Annotated in this window: 16 protein-coding genes; 4 read left to right on the forward strand and 12 right to left on the reverse strand. The window is 60.5% G+C overall.

The window, feature by feature from the left end:
* Positions 1-123 precede the first annotated feature (123 nt).
* On the reverse strand, positions 124-1,305 hold the full coding sequence (locus IVA80_RS05375) for an MFS transporter (protein WP_247426256.1): 1,182 nt from the start codon (positions 1,303-1,305) through the stop codon (positions 124-126).
* Positions 1,306-1,403: 98 nt separating this feature from the next.
* On the opposite strand from IVA80_RS05375, the gene IVA80_RS05380 reads away from it, so the two are divergent.
* The gene (locus IVA80_RS05380) at positions 1,404-2,357 is read left to right on the forward strand and encodes a LysR family transcriptional regulator (RefSeq protein ID WP_247426258.1); all 954 of its coding nucleotides are present in this window, start codon (positions 1,404-1,406) and stop codon (positions 2,355-2,357) included.
* Between the two features lie 438 nt (positions 2,358-2,795).
* Positions 2,796-4,748: an adenylate/guanylate cyclase domain-containing protein gene (locus IVA80_RS05385; RefSeq protein ID WP_247426260.1), complete on the forward strand. Its 1,953-nt coding sequence runs from the start codon at positions 2,796-2,798 to the stop codon at positions 4,746-4,748.
* Positions 4,749-4,831: 83 nt separating this feature from the next.
* On the opposite strand, the gene IVA80_RS05390 is transcribed toward IVA80_RS05385, so the two are convergent.
* The 6 genes from IVA80_RS05390 to IVA80_RS05415 form a co-directional block, all read right to left on the reverse strand.
* Positions 4,832-5,773: an efflux RND transporter periplasmic adaptor subunit gene (locus IVA80_RS05390; RefSeq protein ID WP_247426262.1), complete on the reverse strand. Its 942-nt coding sequence runs from the start codon at positions 5,771-5,773 to the stop codon at positions 4,832-4,834.
* Positions 5,770-6,015 (reverse strand): DUF3302 domain-containing protein, encoded by a 246-nt coding sequence (locus IVA80_RS05395; RefSeq protein WP_247426264.1) that lies wholly within the window; start codon positions 6,013-6,015, stop codon positions 5,770-5,772. Before IVA80_RS05395 ends, IVA80_RS05390 begins: the two co-directional genes overlap by 4 nt.
* Positions 6,016-6,121: 106 nt before the next feature.
* The gene (locus IVA80_RS05400) at positions 6,122-7,141 is read right to left on the reverse strand and encodes an HAD family hydrolase (protein WP_247426266.1); all 1,020 of its coding nucleotides are present in this window, start codon (positions 7,139-7,141) and stop codon (positions 6,122-6,124) included.
* Between the two features lie 88 nt (positions 7,142-7,229).
* On the reverse strand, positions 7,230-9,050 hold the full coding sequence (locus IVA80_RS05405; RefSeq protein ID WP_247426270.1) for an arylsulfatase: 1,821 nt from the start codon (positions 9,048-9,050) through the stop codon (positions 7,230-7,232).
* Between the two features lie 33 nt (positions 9,051-9,083).
* Positions 9,084-10,007: a formylglycine-generating enzyme family protein gene (locus IVA80_RS05410; RefSeq protein WP_247426359.1), complete on the reverse strand. Its 924-nt coding sequence runs from the start codon at positions 10,005-10,007 to the stop codon at positions 9,084-9,086.
* A gap of 91 nt (positions 10,008-10,098) precedes the next feature.
* The gene (locus IVA80_RS05415; RefSeq protein ID WP_247426271.1) at positions 10,099-10,452 is read right to left on the reverse strand and encodes a hypothetical protein; all 354 of its coding nucleotides are present in this window, start codon (positions 10,450-10,452) and stop codon (positions 10,099-10,101) included.
* A gap of 503 nt (positions 10,453-10,955) precedes the next feature.
* Between IVA80_RS05415 and IVA80_RS05420 the strand changes: the two genes are divergently transcribed.
* On the forward strand, positions 10,956-11,963 hold the full coding sequence (locus tag IVA80_RS05420) for a transporter (RefSeq protein WP_247426273.1): 1,008 nt from the start codon (positions 10,956-10,958) through the stop codon (positions 11,961-11,963).
* Between the two features lie 83 nt (positions 11,964-12,046).
* On the forward strand, positions 12,047-13,057 hold the full coding sequence (locus IVA80_RS05425) for a helix-turn-helix domain-containing protein (protein ID WP_247426274.1): 1,011 nt from the start codon (positions 12,047-12,049) through the stop codon (positions 13,055-13,057).
* A 38-nt stretch (positions 13,058-13,095) separates the two neighbouring features.
* On the opposite strand, the gene IVA80_RS05430 is transcribed toward IVA80_RS05425, so the two are convergent.
* From IVA80_RS05430 to IVA80_RS05450, 5 genes are all read right to left on the reverse strand, one after another.
* Positions 13,096-14,919: an ATP-binding protein gene (locus IVA80_RS05430; protein WP_247426275.1), complete on the reverse strand. Its 1,824-nt coding sequence runs from the start codon at positions 14,917-14,919 to the stop codon at positions 13,096-13,098.
* A 110-nt stretch (positions 14,920-15,029) separates the two neighbouring features.
* The gene (locus IVA80_RS05435; RefSeq protein ID WP_247426277.1) at positions 15,030-15,383 is read right to left on the reverse strand and encodes a response regulator; all 354 of its coding nucleotides are present in this window, start codon (positions 15,381-15,383) and stop codon (positions 15,030-15,032) included.
* Between the two features lie 161 nt (positions 15,384-15,544).
* Positions 15,545-15,901: an HdeA/HdeB family chaperone gene (locus tag IVA80_RS05440; protein ID WP_247426279.1), complete on the reverse strand. Its 357-nt coding sequence runs from the start codon at positions 15,899-15,901 to the stop codon at positions 15,545-15,547.
* A 315-nt stretch (positions 15,902-16,216) separates the two neighbouring features.
* Complete coding sequence (locus tag IVA80_RS05445; RefSeq protein WP_247426361.1) at positions 16,217-17,722, reverse strand: DUF1254 domain-containing protein; 1,506 nt, start codon at positions 17,720-17,722, stop codon at positions 16,217-16,219.
* 141 nt (positions 17,723-17,863) lie between these two features.
* Positions 17,864-19,303, reverse strand: coding sequence for a DUF1254 domain-containing protein (locus tag IVA80_RS05450; RefSeq protein WP_247426282.1), 1,440 nt, complete (start codon positions 19,301-19,303; stop codon positions 17,864-17,866).
* Positions 19,304-19,369 lie beyond the last annotated feature (66 nt).

Raw genomic sequence — 19,369 nt, forward strand, 5'->3', positions numbered from 1 at the left:
CGCCGCGAAGGTTATGGAGGGCGACGGAGCATGTACAGGTGCGTTTCTGCATGGCGCGTTGGCAGGAGCGGCCAATGCGACGAATTGCCGAGGATCGATGGCCTCACAGGCGGTGGATTCGCCCTACTCGGCCGGGCAAGCCGCAACGGCGGCCTGCGCGCGGTCGAGCCGAAGGCTCCACAGCGCCAGCACGAGGCCAACCGCCGTGATGCCGGCCGCGACCAGAGGCAGCGCGGAGAGGCCGAGCCCGCGGTCGATGGTGACACCGCCGGCCCAGGCACCGAGCGCGTTGCCGAGATTGAACGCGGCGATGTTGAGGCTCGAAGCAAGCGTGCGTCCACTGGGGCCGGCGGTTTCCAGCACGCGAAGCTGGAGTGGGGCGACGGTTGCAAAGGCCGCAATGCCGAGCAGCAGGATCAGCACGATGACAGGGATCTTGGCCGACAGCACGGCGGCAAGGCCGAGCAGCACGATGGCGAGCGCGGCGAGCGTTCCGATCAGCGCACGGGTGAGGCCACGGTCGGCAAGCTTGCCGCCGGCGACGTTTCCGATCGCGAGCCCGACACCGAACACCAGCAGGATCGGCGAGACCGCGGCTTCCGAAAAGCCGGTGAAGCGCGTCAGGATCGGCTGGATATAGGTGAAGACGACGAACAGGCCGGCGAAGCCGAATACGGTCATGGCGAGGCCGAGCAGAACCTGCGGACGGCCGAGGACCGATACCTCCTCGGCGAGCGAGATCGGCTTGTCGCCATTGCCGACATGGCCGGGCACGAGCGCCGCCACCACGGCAAAGGCGATGACGCCGATCACCGTCACCGCCCAGAATGCCGCGCGCCAGCCGAGCATCAGGCCGAGCCAGGCGCCGAAGGGTACGCCGAGCAGCGTCGCGACCGTGAGACCAATGAACATGGTCGATATGGCTGAGGCGCGCTTGTCCTCGGCAACCAGGTTGGTCGCCACCACCGAGCCGACGCCGAAGAAGGTGCCGTGGGCGAGCGAGGTCAGCACGCGTGCCGCCATCAGCAATTCGTAGTTCGGCGCCAGCGCACAAGCCGCATTGCCGAGCGTGAAGATCGCCATCAGCGCCAGCAGCACGGTTTTCCGCGGCAGCCGCCGTGTCGCTAGCGTCAGGACTGGCGCGCCGACGAACACGCCGAGCGCATAGCCTGATATCAACATACCCGCGACCGGAACGGAGACGTGCATGTCGGCGGCAACCTGAAGCAGCAGGCCCATGATGATGAATTCGGTGGTGCCGATGCCGAAGGCACCGGCGGCGAGGGCGAGGACGGCGGGAGGCATGCGTGGCTCCAATGGATGAGACGAGCCACGCAGATAGCCGCACCGGGGCAAAACGATTAGAATGTCCATAATCCAATCATTTGTGACATGAATTCAACATGGCCCGTTTCGACACCAACCGCTCCGCCGAGATGGAGGTTTTCGTCCGCGTCGTCGACTTGGGCGGATTCACCCAGGCCGCGCGAAAACTGCGCCTGACGCCATCCGGCGTGAGCAAGCTGATCTCGCGGCTGGAGGCGCGGCTCGGCTCGCGACTGATCAACCGCACCACGCGCAAGCTCACACTGACGGAGGAAGGCCAGGCCTTCTACGAGCGCACGGTGCGCATCCTCGCCGAGATGGAGGAAGCCGAGCGCGAGGCGGCCTCCGGCGCGACGCCGCGGGGCCGCCTCACGATCAACTGCAACATTCCTTTCGGCATGCTGCATGTGATGCCGCTGATCCCGCGCTTCCTTGAAAAACATCCTGACGTTACGCTCGATCTCGTGCTGACCGACACGCTGATCGACCTGATGCAGGAGCGCGCCGACATCGCCATCCGCGTCGGGCCTCTGCGGGCGTCACGTCTTGTCGCGCGAAAACTCGGCACCAGCCGCATGGTCGTGGTCGGCGCACCGGATTATCTCGCGCGCTTCGGCACGCCGAAGATTCCGGCGGAGCTCACTGAGCATCGCGGCATCGGCTGGACCTTTCCGCGCGCGATCCGCGGCTGGCGGTTCAAGCGCGGCGACCACACCGAAGAAGCCGTGCCGCCGCCCGTCGCGCGCGCCAGCGACGGCGAAGTCGCCCGCCGTCTCGCCCTCGGCGGCGTCGGCCTTGCCCGCCTCGCGCTCTTTCACATCGGTCCCGATATTGAAGCCGACCGCCTCGTGCCGGTGCTGCAAAACTACAATCCCGGCGACCGCGAAGATATCCACGCCGTCTATGTCGGCCACACCGCGCCCCTGCCCGCCCGCGTGCGCGCGTTCATCGATTTCCTGGCTGAGCATGCGCGGGTGAGCGATCCCGTGCTGAAGCGGGCGGGAGACGGAAGATGGAGGTTGGTGGGATGAGGCCCATGGCGGAGAGAGTCAATTCCCCATTGAAAGTTCAAGCATTTTCGACGTTCGCAGGCCAAAACCCACAATTTGAGCTACGGCCGAAAACTTCACACCGCGTCTCGGTTCACTTCAGCTTTGGGGTAGCGGTCGCACATGACGGCTTGACTAAAAGCCGAGCGAGAACCGCAGCCGTCCTTCCCAAATATCAAGCCCGCGTCAGGCTGCCGGTCACAGCACCAAAGCGTGTGTCCGCGAGTGCGTCCTGGTCGGTATCAATTGAGTAAGATGTCGCAATTGCTATCGAATGATTGTCTACTACCGTTCCATTCGGTTCCGATGCAATGTAGAGTTGCCCTTATACTTCGGTATCCGATGTGCACCCGACGGTCGCCGTGACGCCCCGTTCCGCGGCCATAGCGCAAGTGTTTCGGAATTTTTGCGCGGCCAAACATGACATTCCGCCTCACCTTGACCGCTTCGCTCATGCTGATGATCGGCGCATTGGCCGCGCTCCTGATCTTCGTCCAGGATCGCACTCTCAAGCTTGCGACCGACGAGGCCGCAACATCGACCATGGACGGCGTGAGCGCGCGGACCATAATGCTCCTGCGGGAGCAAGTCGCAAATCTCTCGCGCGCGACACGAACGCTGTCGATCAGCCCATCATTGACGGCGCCCTCCGAACTCGACGTCGGCAGTCCGGCGACCGGCCTTGTGAAAGGCGCATTGATCGAATGGCCGGCGCTTGACAGCATCTACGTCGGATATGGCGACGGCCGCTGGCTGCAGGTGCAACGTGTGGAAGGACTGAAGGGCGAGCAGCGGCAACGCCTTGGCGCACCGCCCAATGCGTCGTTCGCCATTGCACTGGTTCATCCAAACAGCGACGGCGGACTGGCCACGACGCGCATTTTCCAAGACAAGGATGGCAAACAGATCGAACGGCGGGAAATCCTCGGCCACGGTTACGATCCTCGCGAACGCGTCTGGTATCGATCCGCCTTGAAGGCAGGTGAACTGGTGGTCTCGGCCCCATATTTATCGTTCAGCCTCGGCGTGCCGATGATCACGTTCAGCGCGCCGTTACAAGGCAAGGTTCACGGCGTCGTCGGCGCCGACCTCAAGCTGGACGCCTACAGCACATCCGCTGATATCCTCAAGTTCGGAGACGACGGCTACGTCGTGCTATTCGATTCCAATGGCACGGTTATTGCCCACCGGGACTACGCGTCGATGTTCGCGCGCTCGAGCGCAGACCCCGCTGGCCCCAGGCTCCCCAGTACGCTTGACCTTGCAGGCAGCCTTGAAGGAAAGGTGATCGTGGATTGGGACAAATCGAGCCGAACGCGAGGAAAGCTTCGCTGGACCGACGACAATAGCTACTTCTATCGGCTCGAAAGCATTCCATTGGGACCGACCCTTACAGCCAATGTCCTGCTGGTTGCAGTCGAGCAGGAATTCGCCGGCAGCATCCGCGATCTGACTTTCCGATCCCGGATATTCGCGCTGGCATCCTTTCTCCTGTTCATCCCGCTGGCCTGGATTTTCGGCACCAGAATGTCGAAAAAAATAAATGCGATCACTGATCAGGCGGCGCGTCTTCAGGTGATGGGAGCGCCGCCGCCAAAGCCGATTGGTTCTTTCATTCGCGAACTGCAGACGCTGGGAGGAACGATCCACAACGCTCAGCGCGCGATCTGGTCATTCGCACGGCTGGCGCCGCGGGAAATCGTTCGCGGTGTTCTCGACAACTCGATCTCGACGGAGCTGGGAGGTGCGCGGCAGGAAATTACAGTTCTTTTCACCGACGTTCAAGGCTTCACCAGCCTGTCGGAAGCTGCCGATCCGGACGTGCTGATGCAGCAAACATCGCGATACTTCACCGCACTGACGGATGTCATCATAGCGCAGGGCGGCACCGTCGATAAATTCATCGGCGATGCAGTCATGGCATTCTGGAATGCACCGAACCTGCAGGAAGATCACTGCGATCGCGCCTGCCGCGCCGCGCTTCTGGCGAAGGAAGCCAACCAAAGGATCAACCGGCAATTCGAGACCGAAGGCTTGCCGCCGTTCTACACACGGTTCGGCATACATGGCGGCGAAGCGGTCGTGGGCAATCTCGGTTCGGCCGAACGCATGAATTATACCGTGCTCGGCAATGTCGTGAACCTGGCTGCCCGGCTCGAAGGACTCAACAAGCAGTACGGCACCGATATCCTGATCAGCGAGGACATATTCACGCGAGTTGGAAACCGCTTCCACTGCCGATACGTCGACAGTGTGGTCGCCAAGGGGATGGTGGCGCAAACGCGCGTCTACGAGCTGCTGAGGGAAATCCAGCCGGGAGTGACCGACCATGGCAGCAACGCACAGTCATCCGCTGATATCCTCAATCACTGACCAGGTCGCTGGAACGCCAGGGCTTGGGCATCGTACGGAACCTTGAGAGTCGGCATCTCGACGTCCCGGACGCTAACAGCAGCTCAAAATGGATTGACGTAGTTTGTGATCGCGATCTGGCGAAGCAGCACCTTGCGGATGATATGGGCCAGCTTGACGTGCTCGGTGAAGATCGCAGCGTCACCGGTGCTTCCGGCCGGAAAGCGCCGGGCAATCTCGGCATCGTCGAGCCGGATGCGAACGACAAACTGCGCCGAAGCAACAGCCTTGGACGCTACCGCCGCTCCCGATGTTTGCACCTGGCCGGACGCGACGGCCTGCAAAACGCTCTCGACCTTTCCGGCATAGACCTGACCCGGCAGGAACTTGAACGTCACCTCAACGGGTTGACCGGCTTCTACATAGCGGGCGTCGATCTGGGCGATTTCTGCGCCGATGATCGTATCTGACGTGTCGATGAAAGCCATCACCGGGGCCAGCGGCAGATTGGCCACCCGTGCGCCCTTGCGCAGCCCGAGGTTGGTGACGTAGCCGTCGGCCGGCGCGCGTACAGTGGTCTTGTCGAGATTCCACTTCGCACTTTCAAGCTGGGCCTTGAGCTGATCGACTTCGGACTGCCGCTGCTCGACATCGAAGCCGCGGCCGGAATCGCGCTCGAACAATTGCGTCATCTGGGCAAGGCGTGTCACCGACAGTTTTAGCTGCGCCTCGATCGCCTTGACTTGCGCCTCGTACGGCACGGGATCGATGCGGAACAGGATGTCGCCGGCCTTGAGCGGCTTGTTCGCCTCGACGGGAACGTCGATCACCTCGCCCGCCACGTCAGGCACGATCGAGACCGAGTTGCGCAACAGCAGCACCGATCCCTGCGGCGCGCCCCACCCCATCGGGATAAACAGGCCGATATTGAGCAGCAGAAGAACAATGAAGGGCGACGCCTTCCAGAACAAGTTGAACCTGATGACACCGAAGTGAACCAAGGTGAACAACAGCACCAGATAGACGCAGAGCATCGCGATGATCATTGGCGCGGCTCCGTCTGTCGTGGCGCCGGCACGTCGACATAGGCCCAAATCAGCGCGACCGGCCACAGCGCGAAGCCGCAGATCAGGGTGACCCATCCGGCGACCGTCACGGCTTCGGCCCAGGGATGCCCGCGGGTCTTGGCGATGTGTCCTGGCAGCCAGCCGGCGATGCAGAACACGGCGACCACGCAGGCCACCAGAATGATCAGGACGATCCAGGCGAAGATATCGAAACCGCTCATGAGATCCCTCTCCGCAGGCTGCTTCCAACTCCGGATGTTCAACCTGCGGCACTCATTTCTGCGGCTTTCGCTGCCAGTTGCAGCTCGGCAGCTGCCGCTGCTTGGGTCACTTCTCCGAAGGAAAAATCGACTTCCAGTCCTGTTTCATATCGACGACCGTCCATTTCCGAGCTGCCGCCTCATCCAGCGCCTTGCCGAGTTTTCCGACCTTCGACTGCCGGTCGTAGGCGTATTCGCGATCCGCATCGGTGTGGTGGACGAGACCTGCGAAGCGAATCCCCTCGCCGGCGGCGGTCCATTGCAGCATCTGCAGATCGCCATCGGAATTGCCGAACGCAAATATGGGACGGCGTCCGATGAAGCGGTTAATGCCGACCGGCTTGCCGGGGCCGTCATCGACGAATTCGATTTTGGGTGTCTTCAGCAACGAAGGCTTGGCGCCGGCATCCATCCGAAATTTGACGACGCCGGACGAGCCGGCCACCTGCTCGGGCGGAATGCCGTAGACCTTCTCTGCAAACACACGCATGAACTCGACGCCGCCGCCAGAGACGATGAAGGTCTTGAAGCCGTTGGCGCGGAGGTAACCGAGCAACTCCAGCATCGGCTGGTAGACGAGGCTGTTATAGGGCCTGTTGAACCGCGGATGACGCGCGCTCGCGAGCCATTCGGCAACGATCTTGTTGAATTCGGTCGTCGTGATGCCGGTGTGAGTGGCGGCAACAATTTCCAGCAATCCCTTTTCGCCGGATGCCGCCAGCGCCGCCGGGTCCTTCTCCAGTACCGCCTTGAACGGCTGCCGCGTCTTCCATTCCGGATGCTGCGGCGCCAGTGCCTTGATGCGATCAAAAGCGAACGCGGCCTGAAAATAGAACGGCTGCTCGCACCAGAGTGTGCCGTCGTTGTCGAAGGTCGCGATGCGCTGCTCGGCGGGAACGAAATCGGCACCACCTTGCGTCGTGACGCGCCCGACGAATTCGGTGATGGATTTCTTGACTGCGCCATCGTTCCAGGAAGGCAGCGGGTCGGATTGTGCGAAGGCACTTGTTTGGAGGAACGCGAGACCGAGGATAGACAACACAGCCAAAGCCGTCCGGCGAGGTCTCCAAGCCAGGAAAGCGAACATGCGACAATCCTCTCACGTGAGCTTGACTGCACGTAGCTTTGATCTGCCGGCCCGCTCGAGGGCGGGCCGGCTCAAAGGTGCCTGCCAATCAGCGAGCCTCAAGCTGCTGCTGGATGATCTTGTTCAATCCGGCGCGGACCTTCTCGACGTCGATTCCCTCCGTGAGCGCTTTCTTTTGCTTGATGCCGTCCATCATGCCTTCCAGAATGTTGGCCGGATTGAAACTCGGCGGGAACGAGCGAGGCGGGAAATCCTTGAACGTCGCCACGAATTTGAAGACTTCGTCCATCATTCCGTAGGCCCCACCGACGTGGTTCAAGTTCCAGTCCCAATAGGTATTCGACGTGACGTCGGCCCGTTCGAAAGGATCCTGCATCAGGTTGTAGATCTTCTGTAGGCGGAGCGTCGTGAAGGGTTCGGCCCAGACGCCCATCGTGCCTTCCTTGCGCTGTTCGGAGAAGACGTATTTGTAGTCCCCCTGCCGCATGCACACCAGCAGGCCGTCATCGTCGGAATAAAAGAATTTGTCGCGCGCGCTTTTCGTGCCGTTGTTGGTCGCTGCGCTTCCGCTCACGTTGCGCAGGAACGCCGACTGGTCGTAGCCATCGAGATGGACCTTATAGTTGATGCCGTTGGCGGTGTAGCCGGCTTTGAGCTTGTTGACGATGTCGGGCTCGCCGGCGATCGAGCAGAAAGTCGGTATCCAGTCATTGTGACTCATCAGCTCGTTGCTGACGGTGCCCGGCTTGATTGTGCCGGGCCAGCGAACCAGGCAGGGCACGCGGAAGGCGCCCTCCCAATTGGTGTTCTTCTCGGAGCGGAACCAGGTCATGGCGCCGTCGGGCCAGGTGTTCATGTGAGGCCCGTTATCGGTGGAGTAGACGACGATGGTATCGTTCGCGATGCCCATGTCATCAAGCGCCTTGAGCAGGTTGCCGACGATATCGTCGTGTTCCTGCATGCCGTCGATATATTCGCTGTCACCGTGGGTGTAGCGGCCGCGATGCTCAGCGCGAACGTGGGTGCGCAAGTGCATGCGCGTCGCATTGAACCAGCAGAAGAACGGCTTGCCCGCCGCCTGCTGTCGTTTCATGTAGTCGATGGCCGCCGCCGAGGTTTCGTCGTCGATTGTCTCCATTCGCTTCTTGGTCAGGGCACCGGTATCCTCGATGGTCTGCTTGCCGATCTTGCCGAAGCGCGGATCGACCGTGGGATCGTCGCGGTCGGTCGCCTTGCACCTCAGAACGCCGCGCGGACCGAATTTGGCACGGTAGGCCGGGTCCTTGGGATAATCCGGCAGTTCCGGTTCTTCCTCAGCATTGAGATGATAAAGGTTGCCGAAAAACTCGTCGAAGCCGTTCACGGTCGGCAGCGATTCATTGCGGTCGCCGACGTGGTTCTTGCCAAACTGGCCGGTGGTGTAGCCGAGATTTTTCAGCAGGCCGCCGATAGAAGGATCGAGCTGGCTCATTCCCATTGGCGCACCGGGGAAGCCGACCTTGGTCAGCCCGGTGCGAATGCCGTGCTGGCCAGTGAGAAACGCGGCGCGGCCAGCCGTACAAGACTGCTCGCCGTAATAATGTTGCATCTTGATGCCTTCGCGGGCGAGGCGATCGATGTTCGGCGTCTCGTAGCCCATCAGACCGTTGGAATAGGCGCTGATGTTCGCGATCCCGATGTCGTCGCCCCAGATCACCAAAATGTTCGGCTTCCTGCCGGATGCCGGGGCAGGAGCGGCCGGCGCCGAAGGCGCCGCCTTCTGGGCCTGTGCCAACGCGCCTGAGGTCAGCGTCACCGCGGCAACCAGGCTCGACGTTCCAAGCAGGATATTGCGACGGCTGACGGTGCGGCTGCCGGTATCGCCGGTGAAGGCTTCGCTATGGTCGTTTGCCTTTTCTTCGCTGGACATTTCAACTCTCCGTTCATTGCACGACAGTAAAAATCATCGCGTAGCTGGGCTCCTGACGACGCACCGGAACCCGAGGTGGCTGGTGGAGGTATCGATCGCCTCGGCATGCCGCGCCGCCGGGCGATAACGTCGGCAATAATTCGGCGCGCACAGGTGCGAGCCGCCCTTGATGACCTTGCGCGGAATTTTGATGTTCGGCTGGCCGGGATCATAGCTGCCGTTCTCGCGCCCGCCGCGGGGATTCTCCGGAATACAGCACGCCTTCGGCGCATCGGCCTCGTGTTTGGGCGCATACCAGTCGGACGTCCATTCCCAGACATTGCCGATCATGTCGTGGACGCCGTAGCCGTTCGGCGGAAAGGCCGTCACCGGCGAGGTGCGCTCGTAGCCATCCGTGTTCAGATTCTGCCCTGGAAATTCGCCCTGCCAGGTATTGGCCATGTGCGCGCCAGCGGGTGTGAACTCATTGCCCCAGGCGAATTCCGCACCATCGAGCCCGCCGCGCGCGGCGAATTCCCATTCTGCCTCGGTCGGCAGCTCCTTTCCCGCCCATTGCGCATAAGCGAGCGCATCGGAGAACGAGACGTGCACGACCGGATGGCGGTCGAGCGCATTGATGTTGCTCTTCGGCCCATAGGGATGACGCCAATCCGCGCCTTTCATGAAATCCCACCACTGGCTCCAGTCGCGCAAATTCGTCACCCGCGGCGGCGGCGAGAACACCAGCGAGCCAGCATAGAGCATGTGAGGCAGTGCGCCGGGATAGTCCTTCGGGTCGGGCGGAACCTCGGCAAACGTCCGATGGCCGGTCGCCCTGACGAACTCCTTGAACTGGTGGTTCGTCACCGGCGTGCGGTCGATCCAGAAATCGTCCACCGTCACGCGGTGGACCGGCGCCTCCTCGGGATAATGATCGTTCGAGCCCATACGAAACGTACCGCCTGGAATCCCGACCATGTCACGGGTTCGGTCATCCTCCGACGGTCGTTCGTTCGGCCCGATCTCGGTCCGCTGCAATGCCATGGCACCGGCTCCAGATAATGGCGCGCTACCCGCAATAGTCCCAGAAGCCCTGGGTGCGCGACGGGTCGGTGTAATACCAGCACATGCCCGGAGCGGGAGCAGCGCCTGCCCAAGCAGCGGCCGTAGCGGCGGTTACAAAGCCGATGGCAGCGCCGGCGGCGATGGCTCCGCCCCTCGGCCAATAGTACCGACCCGGCCGTGCCCAACGCACGCCGCCGCCGGCATATCCCGGGCGAACCACGGCGCCACGGCGTACGACGGTGCGGCTCGCGACGCCGCCGCGCGGTCCTATGACAGTGGTGCGGCGCACCGCTCCGCCGCGCCGCACGACAACGACGTTGACGACAGAACTCTCCTGCTTGATCTGGTATCCCAGCATACCGGCAGTGCCAGTATTAATGGCCGAGGCCGTTGACGACGCGATGCCGAGGGTCGCCATACCCAAGATAAGTGCAAGACCCGATCGGCGAATCGCTCTTGATCGAGCCACTTTTTTGAAGACAAACCGCATTTCTACACCTTTCCACATTCATCTTAAGTTGAGCACGTGGCGAGATTGGTCGGGTTCCTTCCTTACTCCTGGCCGATTAGGCCAGTTCCCGACCATAACCTAACTCAACACGCCTGTGATGTACGATTTGTGCCAATCTTCGAAAGCCGCGATTCATGCCCTAAAAACAGGCTGGTATGACACTGATCATTCGGCGTCGCTCGCGCCGATTTGTTGGACAATTCAATTCAAAGCGACACAAATGCCACAGCATCGCTGTTCGAACGTTCGCTTATAAATTGAACGGTTGTTGTCACGCCGGAATGCCGGATAGAATAACAGGACTGCGGTTTGCGATCAGCCGCTTCGCTATCGCGAATGGAGGTGGGCCAATGCGACATCATGTCGCCGCCGCACTTATAGTCGGCGCACTGCTTTGCCTGAACGATGCACCGGCGCTTGCGGCCGAAGGCGGCATCGGCACCTACCTGATGGGATCGCGCTCGAACGGCGCCGGCATTACGCCTCCTCCTGGCGTCTTCTTTAGTGACGACACCTATTTCTATGACGCAAAAATCGGTGGTGGAAAATCGCTCCCGTTTGGCGGATTGCTGGTCGCGAATGTTTCGGTGCAGACTTGGCTGAATCTTCCCACCACGCTTTGGGTGACGCCGGCGAAAATCCTCGGCGGCGATCTCGCGTTTTCCGTGACGTCGTCGGTCGGCGAGCCGCGCGTCAATGCCGGCCTGTTGGTCAATTCTCCGCGGTTGGGCCCAATCGGCGTCAACGTTACCGACGCCAATGCCAATCTCAGTGACTTCTTCGTGCAATCCTTTGTCGGATGGCAGGCGGGCAACTTGCACTGGCAACTGGGAATCGCCGGCGTGATTCCGTCGGGCACCTATGTCGCGGGACAGCTCTCGAACGCCTCGCTGAACCGTCCGGCGATCGATCTGTTCGGGACCGTGACATGGCTCGATCCGGCCGCCGGCTGGGACTTGTCGGCCGCCGCGGGATTCACCTTCAACCAGACCAACACTGCGACCGACTACAAGACCGGCGACGAATTCCACCTGGAGTGGGCCGCGACCAAATATCTCAGCAAGGAGTTCACGATCGGCCTGGTCGGCTACTATTACCAGCAGCTCACACCCGATACCGGCACCGGTGCACGCCTGGGCTCATTCGAAGGGCGCGTGGTCGCGCTCGGCGGCGCCATCGGCTACACATTTGAAGTTGGCAAGCTGCCGGTCTCGACGCGACTCAAAGTCTATCGCGAGTTCGACGCCGTCAACCATCTGGAGGGAACGGCGGGCTTCTTCACATTGTCCTTGCCGCTGGCCATTGACGCCTCGGTCGCTACAGCAGCCGCAGGAAAAAACATAAAGGCCAAATTCTAGACAACTTGGCGGTGAACTCTGTCGGTTACGCCGCCGGGGATAGGTACCGTTGCCTCGTCTCGGACAGACAGGAGTCCGGGGTGATGGGCCAATCCAGTCCGATGCAGGTGCAGGTGCGCAGCCTCGAAAGTTTCGAGGAACTGAATGACGCGGTTCGCGGCACCAACAGGGAGGTCGTGCAACTCGGTCGAGGACGCCTTCGTGGGCATCTGGCGCACTTCGCAATCGATGAATTGTCGTTCGACGTCGGGGAATTCTCGGTCGGCATGCGATCGCGGGGTGTCCCGAGCGACCATAGAGTATCCATCGGAATGCTTACAGGATGTACCGACAAGGTCACACAATGGTCCCGCGAGATGCATGCGGGGGACGTTATGGTTACGCCGCCCGGCGGCGAGCACGACGCTCGCTACTTCGGAGGCGCGTCTTTCGCGGTGATCTCCCTTTCGTTCGCCGACATATGCTCCTTCTTTGCAAGCGAACCGCGAGCGCAAGATGCGAATTCCTGGAGACAGAACATCTTCCGCGCCGCCCCCCAATCCACCAGCCTCCTCCTTTCTCGCTTGAACGGTCTATTGGCGCGGCTGCGGGATCAAAACATCGCGCTGACCAGAGAGGCTGCACAATTCTGGAGGCGATCGATCATCGAAGCGATGACCGCCACTGTTCTGCCAAACGTTCCATCTGATGACGATCGCTCGCTTTCATCGGCCTCGAAGATCGTCAGGAGAGTTGAAGAATACCTCGATCGAGCAGGAATGGTGCCCATCCATATTTCCCAGATCTGCGGCGATCTCAACGTCTCCAGGCGCACGCTGCATCGAGCGTTCCACGATGTGCTCGGAATAGGTCCGGTGGCGTTTCTTCATCACAGACGGCTATGTTCAATCCATTCGGTTCTTCGCTGCAGCGATCCGACCACGACAACAATAGCAGACGTTGCCCTCCAACATGGCTATCTGAACCCGGGCAGATTTTCCGACTACTACCGTTCACTTTTCGACGAGTATCCCTCTCAAAGTTTCGGTCGGAGGTTTGTTCGCTCCGTATCGATTGAGCGAAAACACCGTCCAGCATTCACGCATCGGCGTTGAAGCCGTATCGTTGCAACGAATGTGACCGCTGATTTTGACTAAGCGCTGGCCACCGGAAGCCTGAAGGAGAACACCGCGCCACGGGCGCGGTTCTCGGCCCACAGCTCGCCGCCGTAGCTTTCGAGTATCGTTCGCGCGATGGGGAGTCCCAACCCCGTCCCTTGCGGCTTCGTTGTGACAAACGCATTGAAAATGCTGGCCAATTTGTCGTTGGGAATGCCCGGGCCGGAGTCGGATATTCGGGCCTCGACCGCGTCGGTAGCAGCCAGGTTTGTTCGGATCGTCAGATGATGCGGGTTGGCCACCCCTTCCATCGCGTCCACGCCGTTCATCACGAGATTGATGATGACTTGCTGCAGATGAATCGGATCGCAGCGCACCCGTAGTGGCTCCGGCGCAAGAATGGTACGTAAAATCACGCCCCGCCTCGTCACTTCAGGAGACACGATCTTGACGACGTCGCGCACGGTGTCGTTCAAGTCGAGCGTCTGCAGATCGGCGTCCGTTCTGTTGTTGAGCAAATTCCGCAGGCCGCTGATGATCTCGCTCGCACGTTGCTCATCCCGGACGATATCGGAAAGGATTTCGTCAAGCTGAGCCATGTCGAGTGGATGAGCCTTGAGCAGCATCTGCGCGGCCTCGGTATTGCTCAAGATAGCTCCGAGCGGCTGATTGAGTTCATGAGCGATCGAGGACGACAGAACGCTTGCGGTGGTGACCCGATTCAGACGGACGACCTCCTGACGGCGACTGGTCGCCTCCGCTTGGGCGACAAGGCGTCGCCGCCGCTCGTCAAGCAGCAATGCAATGATGCCCGCCTGCAGCAGGATGGCCGCCATAACAGCAGTCAGTTGCGGGCGATACTGTTCCCAGAGGCTGGGCACGCGAAAAACAACTTCGCTGCCGGGCGGCAGCTGGCTTTCGCTGATATTCCAGCGCTTCAGCTCCCTCCAGTCATATCTGGGCGATGCCGCTGTAATCGGAGGCGTCTTGATGCTGCCCGGCGACTCTCCGCCCAGAATGCGCACGGCAACTGCGGCGGTCTGGCGGCTGACGTCGGATATGTTCGTCATCCGGCCGCCCACGATTCCTCGACCGAAGAACGCGTCCTGTTCCGAAAAGATAGGCGCATTGGCAACTGCGTGGATACGGTCTATGGCTCGCTTGCCTTCGTGCACGACGCCGGCGGCGTCCACCAGCATCTGCCCGTAGACGATGAAGCTCCTGGGTGGCAGGATAGCCACCTGCTCGAGAATCTCTTCCAGCGACAGTTCATTGGAATAAATGATCTCCAGCCGGCTTGTCAGCGGTTGGAACAGCTTGCGCATCTCCTCCAGCCACAGCTTCTCGATCGGAGAAGCTCCCATTACGATGAAGATCTTGGTCGTCTCCGGAACCAACTTCAGGATCTGGTCGGGAGTGCTTAATACGTCGACAGATACCGAAACCATTGCATCGGTCGCCGGTGCATTCGAAGACATCTGCTGCGCGAGAGCCGCGTACAAGGTGGGGATCGACGGAAAAATCAGCTGGCGGTTTTGCTGAAAGAATCTTGCCGCGGGGCCGCCGATCGTGATGATCAGGTCGAGTTTGCGCTCGGAAAACACCGCATTCAAATAGCTGACAAAGGCGTCTTCGTTCCCGTCAGGGAAGCGGGCCGTCGACAGCGAGACCTCGAAGATATCGATGGAATCTTTCGACTGAAGCCTCAACTCCTCGCGGATCATTCTTGCGTAGTCATCCCAGGGCGAGAAATCGCGGCCGACGGAATGGACAATCAGCACCCGCTTTGGCTGGGAAAAAGCCGTCCCGGTCATCGCCAGGAGCAGAACGACCGAACTGAAAAATATTCGAATTTTCATGCGATAAGGCGGCCGTTGAAGCGGGACGTCACAATATGACCCGAAACCCGATCCTAGTCGACTTTCCCGGTACCTATTCCTGCAATCGCTAGAGAATTAGGCGCCGTTCCTCAGGGAATCCTGCCGACAGCATCGATCAGCAGTTTTGACAGGAACGGCTTCTTCAAATACGCAATGCAGCCCGCATCAAATGCCTCCTGCCGGGTGACCTCACTATCGATGGCCGTCATCATAATGACCGGTAATTCCCGGCCTGACGCGATCAGCTGCCGTTGCAGGTCGATGCCTGAGATTCCGCCAAGGTGAATATCCAGCAGCAGACAATCCGCTTCGCACTCGGCATGGGCCTCCAAAAACGACTCCGCCGATGCAAACGTCCGGACGCGGAAGCCATGGGCCGACAGAAGGCGGTTTAGACCTTGCAGCATGCTGGGATTGTCATCGACGACAGCTATGGTGCGCATGGCGAAACGATCATTGGCTGTTTGCAGTCATCCCTTCGGCAAGCAAAACGATTCCCAGTTACGGATCGCGATCAGGACTGGCTCCCGGCATCGGCCCTCCCTGGGGACACTATGTACAATCCGCCCCCCGGCCAAGGATCGCCGAGATCGTTGTGAAGTCACTAAGGCTTCATTTCGATCCCCAGCTTCGCCCGCATGTCCTTGAACACGACGGCAACCGCCTCGATGATCAATTGACCAGGGTTCGCCTTGCAATAGACAATGATTTCGTGCTCGGCCTCTTTGGATTTGACGATGTCCATGTAATGCTTGCGAGCAAGTCCGTTGTACCAGCCGCTGTACCAGGCAGTCAGGCGGTCGGCATCGCCTTGCCAAGTCCCCGCGAGTTGAGCGCACGTCAATTTCTGGACGTTTAAGAACCCGTTGGGGTCGGCATAAGTGCTGAGATCGATTTGGGCGCGGGCAACCGGAATCGTCGTCGCAGACAGTATCGTTGCGAAAATCAGGGCTCTGTACATCTTGCACTCCATTCCATTCTCCTGCTGAACTCCTCGCCTGGTCGCTGAATCGAAGCGGGAGAAGCCAGCATCTCCCCCGCTTCCTCTCTTAGTAGAACGCGGCAGCGGTAGTAGCCGCACACAGGCCGCGCGTACGCTCCCATTCGGTCTAGGCCATCAAGGCCTGGTACGACGGTGCGATGAAGAGCTTCATCCGCGCGGCGAACGAGGCCGCTCCACTGACCGCGAAAGAAGAGAAGAAGCAGCCCGCAAGAGACGACATCCTCCGCACAGGTGCGGAGCGGCAAGCGCCTGGCCCGCCGCTCCGTTACCGCATCACGGCATCAGTTCGATCTCGCCCGGCTTCCATGTCTTGTCGAACCATGGCTCCAGCGGACCGTAGAGGCGAAGGATCATGAACCAGCCCTTGCCTGGAATCGTCTGTACCCAGTTGTTCTCCATTCCCGCCGGAGCCTTTGGTCCGAAGTAGACATCCACCGAGCCGTCCGTGTTGACCTTGACTCCCTTGTTCTGGCTACTGACGCTAGGGGCTTGCTGGTCGGTTTGCACCATCGAGCGGGTCTGGTTGTCGTAGACGATGACCGACCAGAAATCCTTGACCGGGATATTTGGCGGCAGGCGCAGCTTGTAAGTGTTGGCGCCATCAAAGCGATTGCCCTTCGCATCCTGAACCGACCAAGGATATTGCGAGCCCCGGCCCACCATCTTCTCCTCCATCGCCGGCGTGACGCCGATGGCGAAGTAATAGTAGAAGACGGCACCGTCCAGGTTGCTGACACCGGGCGCCGACTCGAACTTGTAGCCCCCGAAAAACGGCAGGCGCCACGTGCTGTCCGGATAGAAATACGCATCCTTCGCGCGCACCTTGAAGGCGATCGTCCGCGCCGTCACGGCGCCAATGTTGGCGGCGTCGATGAGGATCTTCTTCATCCGCTCATCGGGATTGAAGGGATGGCCCTTGACGATGCCGATCGAGGCGAACAGGCCCAGGGTGGTGGGATCGGAACCGTCCGCCGGCTCTTCCTGGATGACCTGGTTCAACAGACTCCAGAACGAGTAGTCACCCGGCGAGACGAAGTTCGAGGGAATGCCGGAAGCATTGACGAACTTCATCGGCGGCGGGTTGGCGGCCTCGGCCAAGGGATAGATCCGCAGGTTCTTCTTGACCGAGTCAACCCCGGGTCGGGTCGAACCGTCCACAACGAAGGCGCGAAATACGAGGTAGCTGCCGAAAGTGCTCGGCCGCACGACGTGATACCCCGGTGGTATGTCGCCCTTGAATCCAGGCGGCAATAGGAGGTATTTGCCGCCCTCGCCCTTGTCGGCCCCGGTGATGCCGATGTCGGCCACCCACTTGTACCAGAAGTCGTCGATCATCCCCAGCACCTTGGGCGGAATCTCGGCCACCAACGGTCCCTTGCTCGTGTCGACCCACATGAAGTTGTAGATCGTGTTGTCGTTGCCAGTCAGGGCGACCGTCTTCGAATCGAGCAGATTTTCCCAGATCACGTTGGTCTGGTTATCGGGTCCGAACTTGCGCAGCGAGTCGCGCATGCCGGCCTGATTGACGATCGGAATCGCGAGCAGATAAGCCTGGAGTGCGCGCGAACGGTCCAGGTTGTCGTAGATCTTGTCGACGGTATCCGCCGACGGGTAGCCGTAGTCGAGGTTCAGCGTCCCGATCGAGGACTCGACCTTGTCCGGCACGGCGACGCCCGGCGCGACAGGCGTCGTCATCTTGTAGGTCTGTGCGGAGGCGGCGCCCAAGCCCATCAGCACCACCGCAACGGTGGCGCAAAGCAGTCTCGTCGTGCGCATCACGGCTCTCTCCTCGTCGCCAGCCACTGCAAGAGTAGCGCTGACCAATCCCAGGTAGCGTTTCATGAGCTTTCATTCCTTGTTGCAGTCCGGCTTGCGCGGCGCCTCATCCGGCACCGTGCATCGGCGGGTCGCAGATAATTATTATGCGGCAATGATACCGGGCGGCTGCCATGTCCCTTTGCCGACCGGCAGAATTGAAGGCGCTTCTGTTTTCGGCCAGTAGAGCCGCATCACGAGGTAGATCGGACCGTCCGGCGCCGGCAGCCAGTTCGATTCCTTGTCTGCACCCGGCGACTTGCTTTGGATATAAAGCGTCAGCGACCCGTCCGCGTTCTTCTTCATGGCCGGGAGCATCGGCGAATTGATCAGGTAACGGCTGATCGGGTTCTCGATCAGCAGTTGGGTCTTGCCGTCGTACATTGTCACCGACCAGAAGGCGTTGACCGGCGGCAATTGATCGGGCGGGAAGGTGAGCGTGTAGTTGTGCTTGGCACCGTCGAGGGTCTTGCCCTCAGCGTCGATGCGCGTAAGCGGATAGACCGCCTCCACCGAATCGTTGCCGTAGATGCCCGCCTTGGCACCCGCGGCGCGCTTCAGCCAGTCGCCATTGAAGAACGCGGCATCGCCAAAGAACGAGTGGACCTGCCATCCATTGAGCGATACGCCGCCCTTCGCGACGGCCTCGTCCACTTTTCGTTCGCCTTGCTTCATTCCGACGAGAATCTCCGCCTTGTGCTCAAGCGGGAGATCCTTGAAGCTGAAGGTCTTTCCAGGCCCGACACCGATGCGCGCGAGCTTTGCGCGGATATCCTTCTCGCTCTCGAGTGCCGGCGCGAACTGCAGGCAGAAATCGAGATACTCGAAGAAGTTCGTTTTCGCGAGTTCCTTGTCGATCTTCGGAAAATTCACGGCCGGCGGAGCGGGCGGGGCCGGCTGCTTCAGATAGACGGAAAGCGGCTGCGCCTTATAGCCGGCTTGCACCTTCATCACGTTGTCGATGTCGCCCGCGTCGAAAAGCTGGGTGCGAAAGAGAACGAATGAAAACTGCGTCGTCGACTGGAACACCTTCTTGACTCCGGGGGGAGTTGCTCCCTTCCACTCCGGTCCGACGACCATGTAGTCGCCAGCCTCGCTTCCCGTGGCGCGACTGCCGATATAGCCGTAGTTGAATGTGTTACCGTCGATAAGCTGGACAGCGTAGTAGCGCTTCGGGTCCACCGGCGGGACCGAAACCACCATCGGCTCCGCCCTCAGGTCCACCCACAAAATCGAATAGGGCGTGTCGCTGTTCGGCGTAATGACGGCGGTATCTTTATAAGTAGCGACGTGGGACAAGTTGTTGATCTGATTGAACGGTGCCTTGAACTGCCCCGAATTCCGGTCGACGGCAAATTCGTACATGGTGGCGTAGTTCATCATGATCGGCAGGCCGTAAATGAAGCCTTCTTCGGCGATGTCCTTGGCCTCTAACAGCCTGGGCCAATCGGCTTTGTTCTGCGCAATTGCCGGGGTGGACTTCGCCGTTGTGACGACGAGCGCAGTCATCGCAGCAGAGCGAAGCAGTTCGCGTTTCGTCAACATGGGATGCTCTCCTTTATCATCGTCGTTGTTTTGTGCGGTCGGACGCCAGCGCCAAAGCGCCGGCGT

Source organism: Bradyrhizobium sp. 139 (genome assembly GCF_023074175.1).
Taxonomy (GTDB): Bacteria; Pseudomonadota; Alphaproteobacteria; order Rhizobiales; family Xanthobacteraceae; genus Bradyrhizobium.

Coding starts and splice junctions, on each gene's coding strand:
- IVA80_RS05405 (WP_247426270.1), bottom strand. CDS start 9,050: ATGTCCAGCGAAGAAAAGGCAAACGACCATAGCGAAGCCTTCACCGGC.
- IVA80_RS05430 (WP_247426275.1), bottom strand. CDS start 14,919: ATGAAAATTCGAATATTTTTCAGTTCGGTCGTTCTGCTCCTGGCGATG.
- IVA80_RS05395 (WP_247426264.1), bottom strand. CDS start 6,015: ATGAGCGGTTTCGATATCTTCGCCTGGATCGTCCTGATCATTCTGGTG.
- IVA80_RS05450 (WP_247426282.1), bottom strand. CDS start 19,303: ATGTTGACGAAACGCGAACTGCTTCGCTCTGCTGCGATGACTGCGCTC.
- IVA80_RS05440 (WP_247426279.1), bottom strand. CDS start 15,901: ATGTACAGAGCCCTGATTTTCGCAACGATACTGTCTGCGACGACGATT.
- IVA80_RS05410 (WP_247426359.1), bottom strand. CDS start 10,007: ATGGTCGGGATTCCAGGCGGTACGTTTCGTATGGGCTCGAACGATCAT.
- IVA80_RS05380 (WP_247426258.1), top strand. CDS start 1,404: ATGGCCCGTTTCGACACCAACCGCTCCGCCGAGATGGAGGTTTTCGTC.
- IVA80_RS05420 (WP_247426273.1), top strand. CDS start 10,956: ATGCGACATCATGTCGCCGCCGCACTTATAGTCGGCGCACTGCTTTGC.
- IVA80_RS05390 (WP_247426262.1), bottom strand. CDS start 5,773: ATGATCATCGCGATGCTCTGCGTCTATCTGGTGCTGTTGTTCACCTTG.
- IVA80_RS05425 (WP_247426274.1), top strand. CDS start 12,047: ATGGGCCAATCCAGTCCGATGCAGGTGCAGGTGCGCAGCCTCGAAAGT.
- IVA80_RS05415 (WP_247426271.1), bottom strand. CDS start 10,452: ATGCTGGGATACCAGATCAAGCAGGAGAGTTCTGTCGTCAACGTCGTT.
- IVA80_RS05375 (WP_247426256.1), bottom strand. CDS start 1,305: ATGCCTCCCGCCGTCCTCGCCCTCGCCGCCGGTGCCTTCGGCATCGGC.
- IVA80_RS05435 (WP_247426277.1), bottom strand. CDS start 15,383: ATGCGCACCATAGCTGTCGTCGATGACAATCCCAGCATGCTGCAAGGT.
- IVA80_RS05385 (WP_247426260.1), top strand. CDS start 2,796: ATGACATTCCGCCTCACCTTGACCGCTTCGCTCATGCTGATGATCGGC.
- IVA80_RS05400 (WP_247426266.1), bottom strand. CDS start 7,141: ATGTTCGCTTTCCTGGCTTGGAGACCTCGCCGGACGGCTTTGGCTGTG.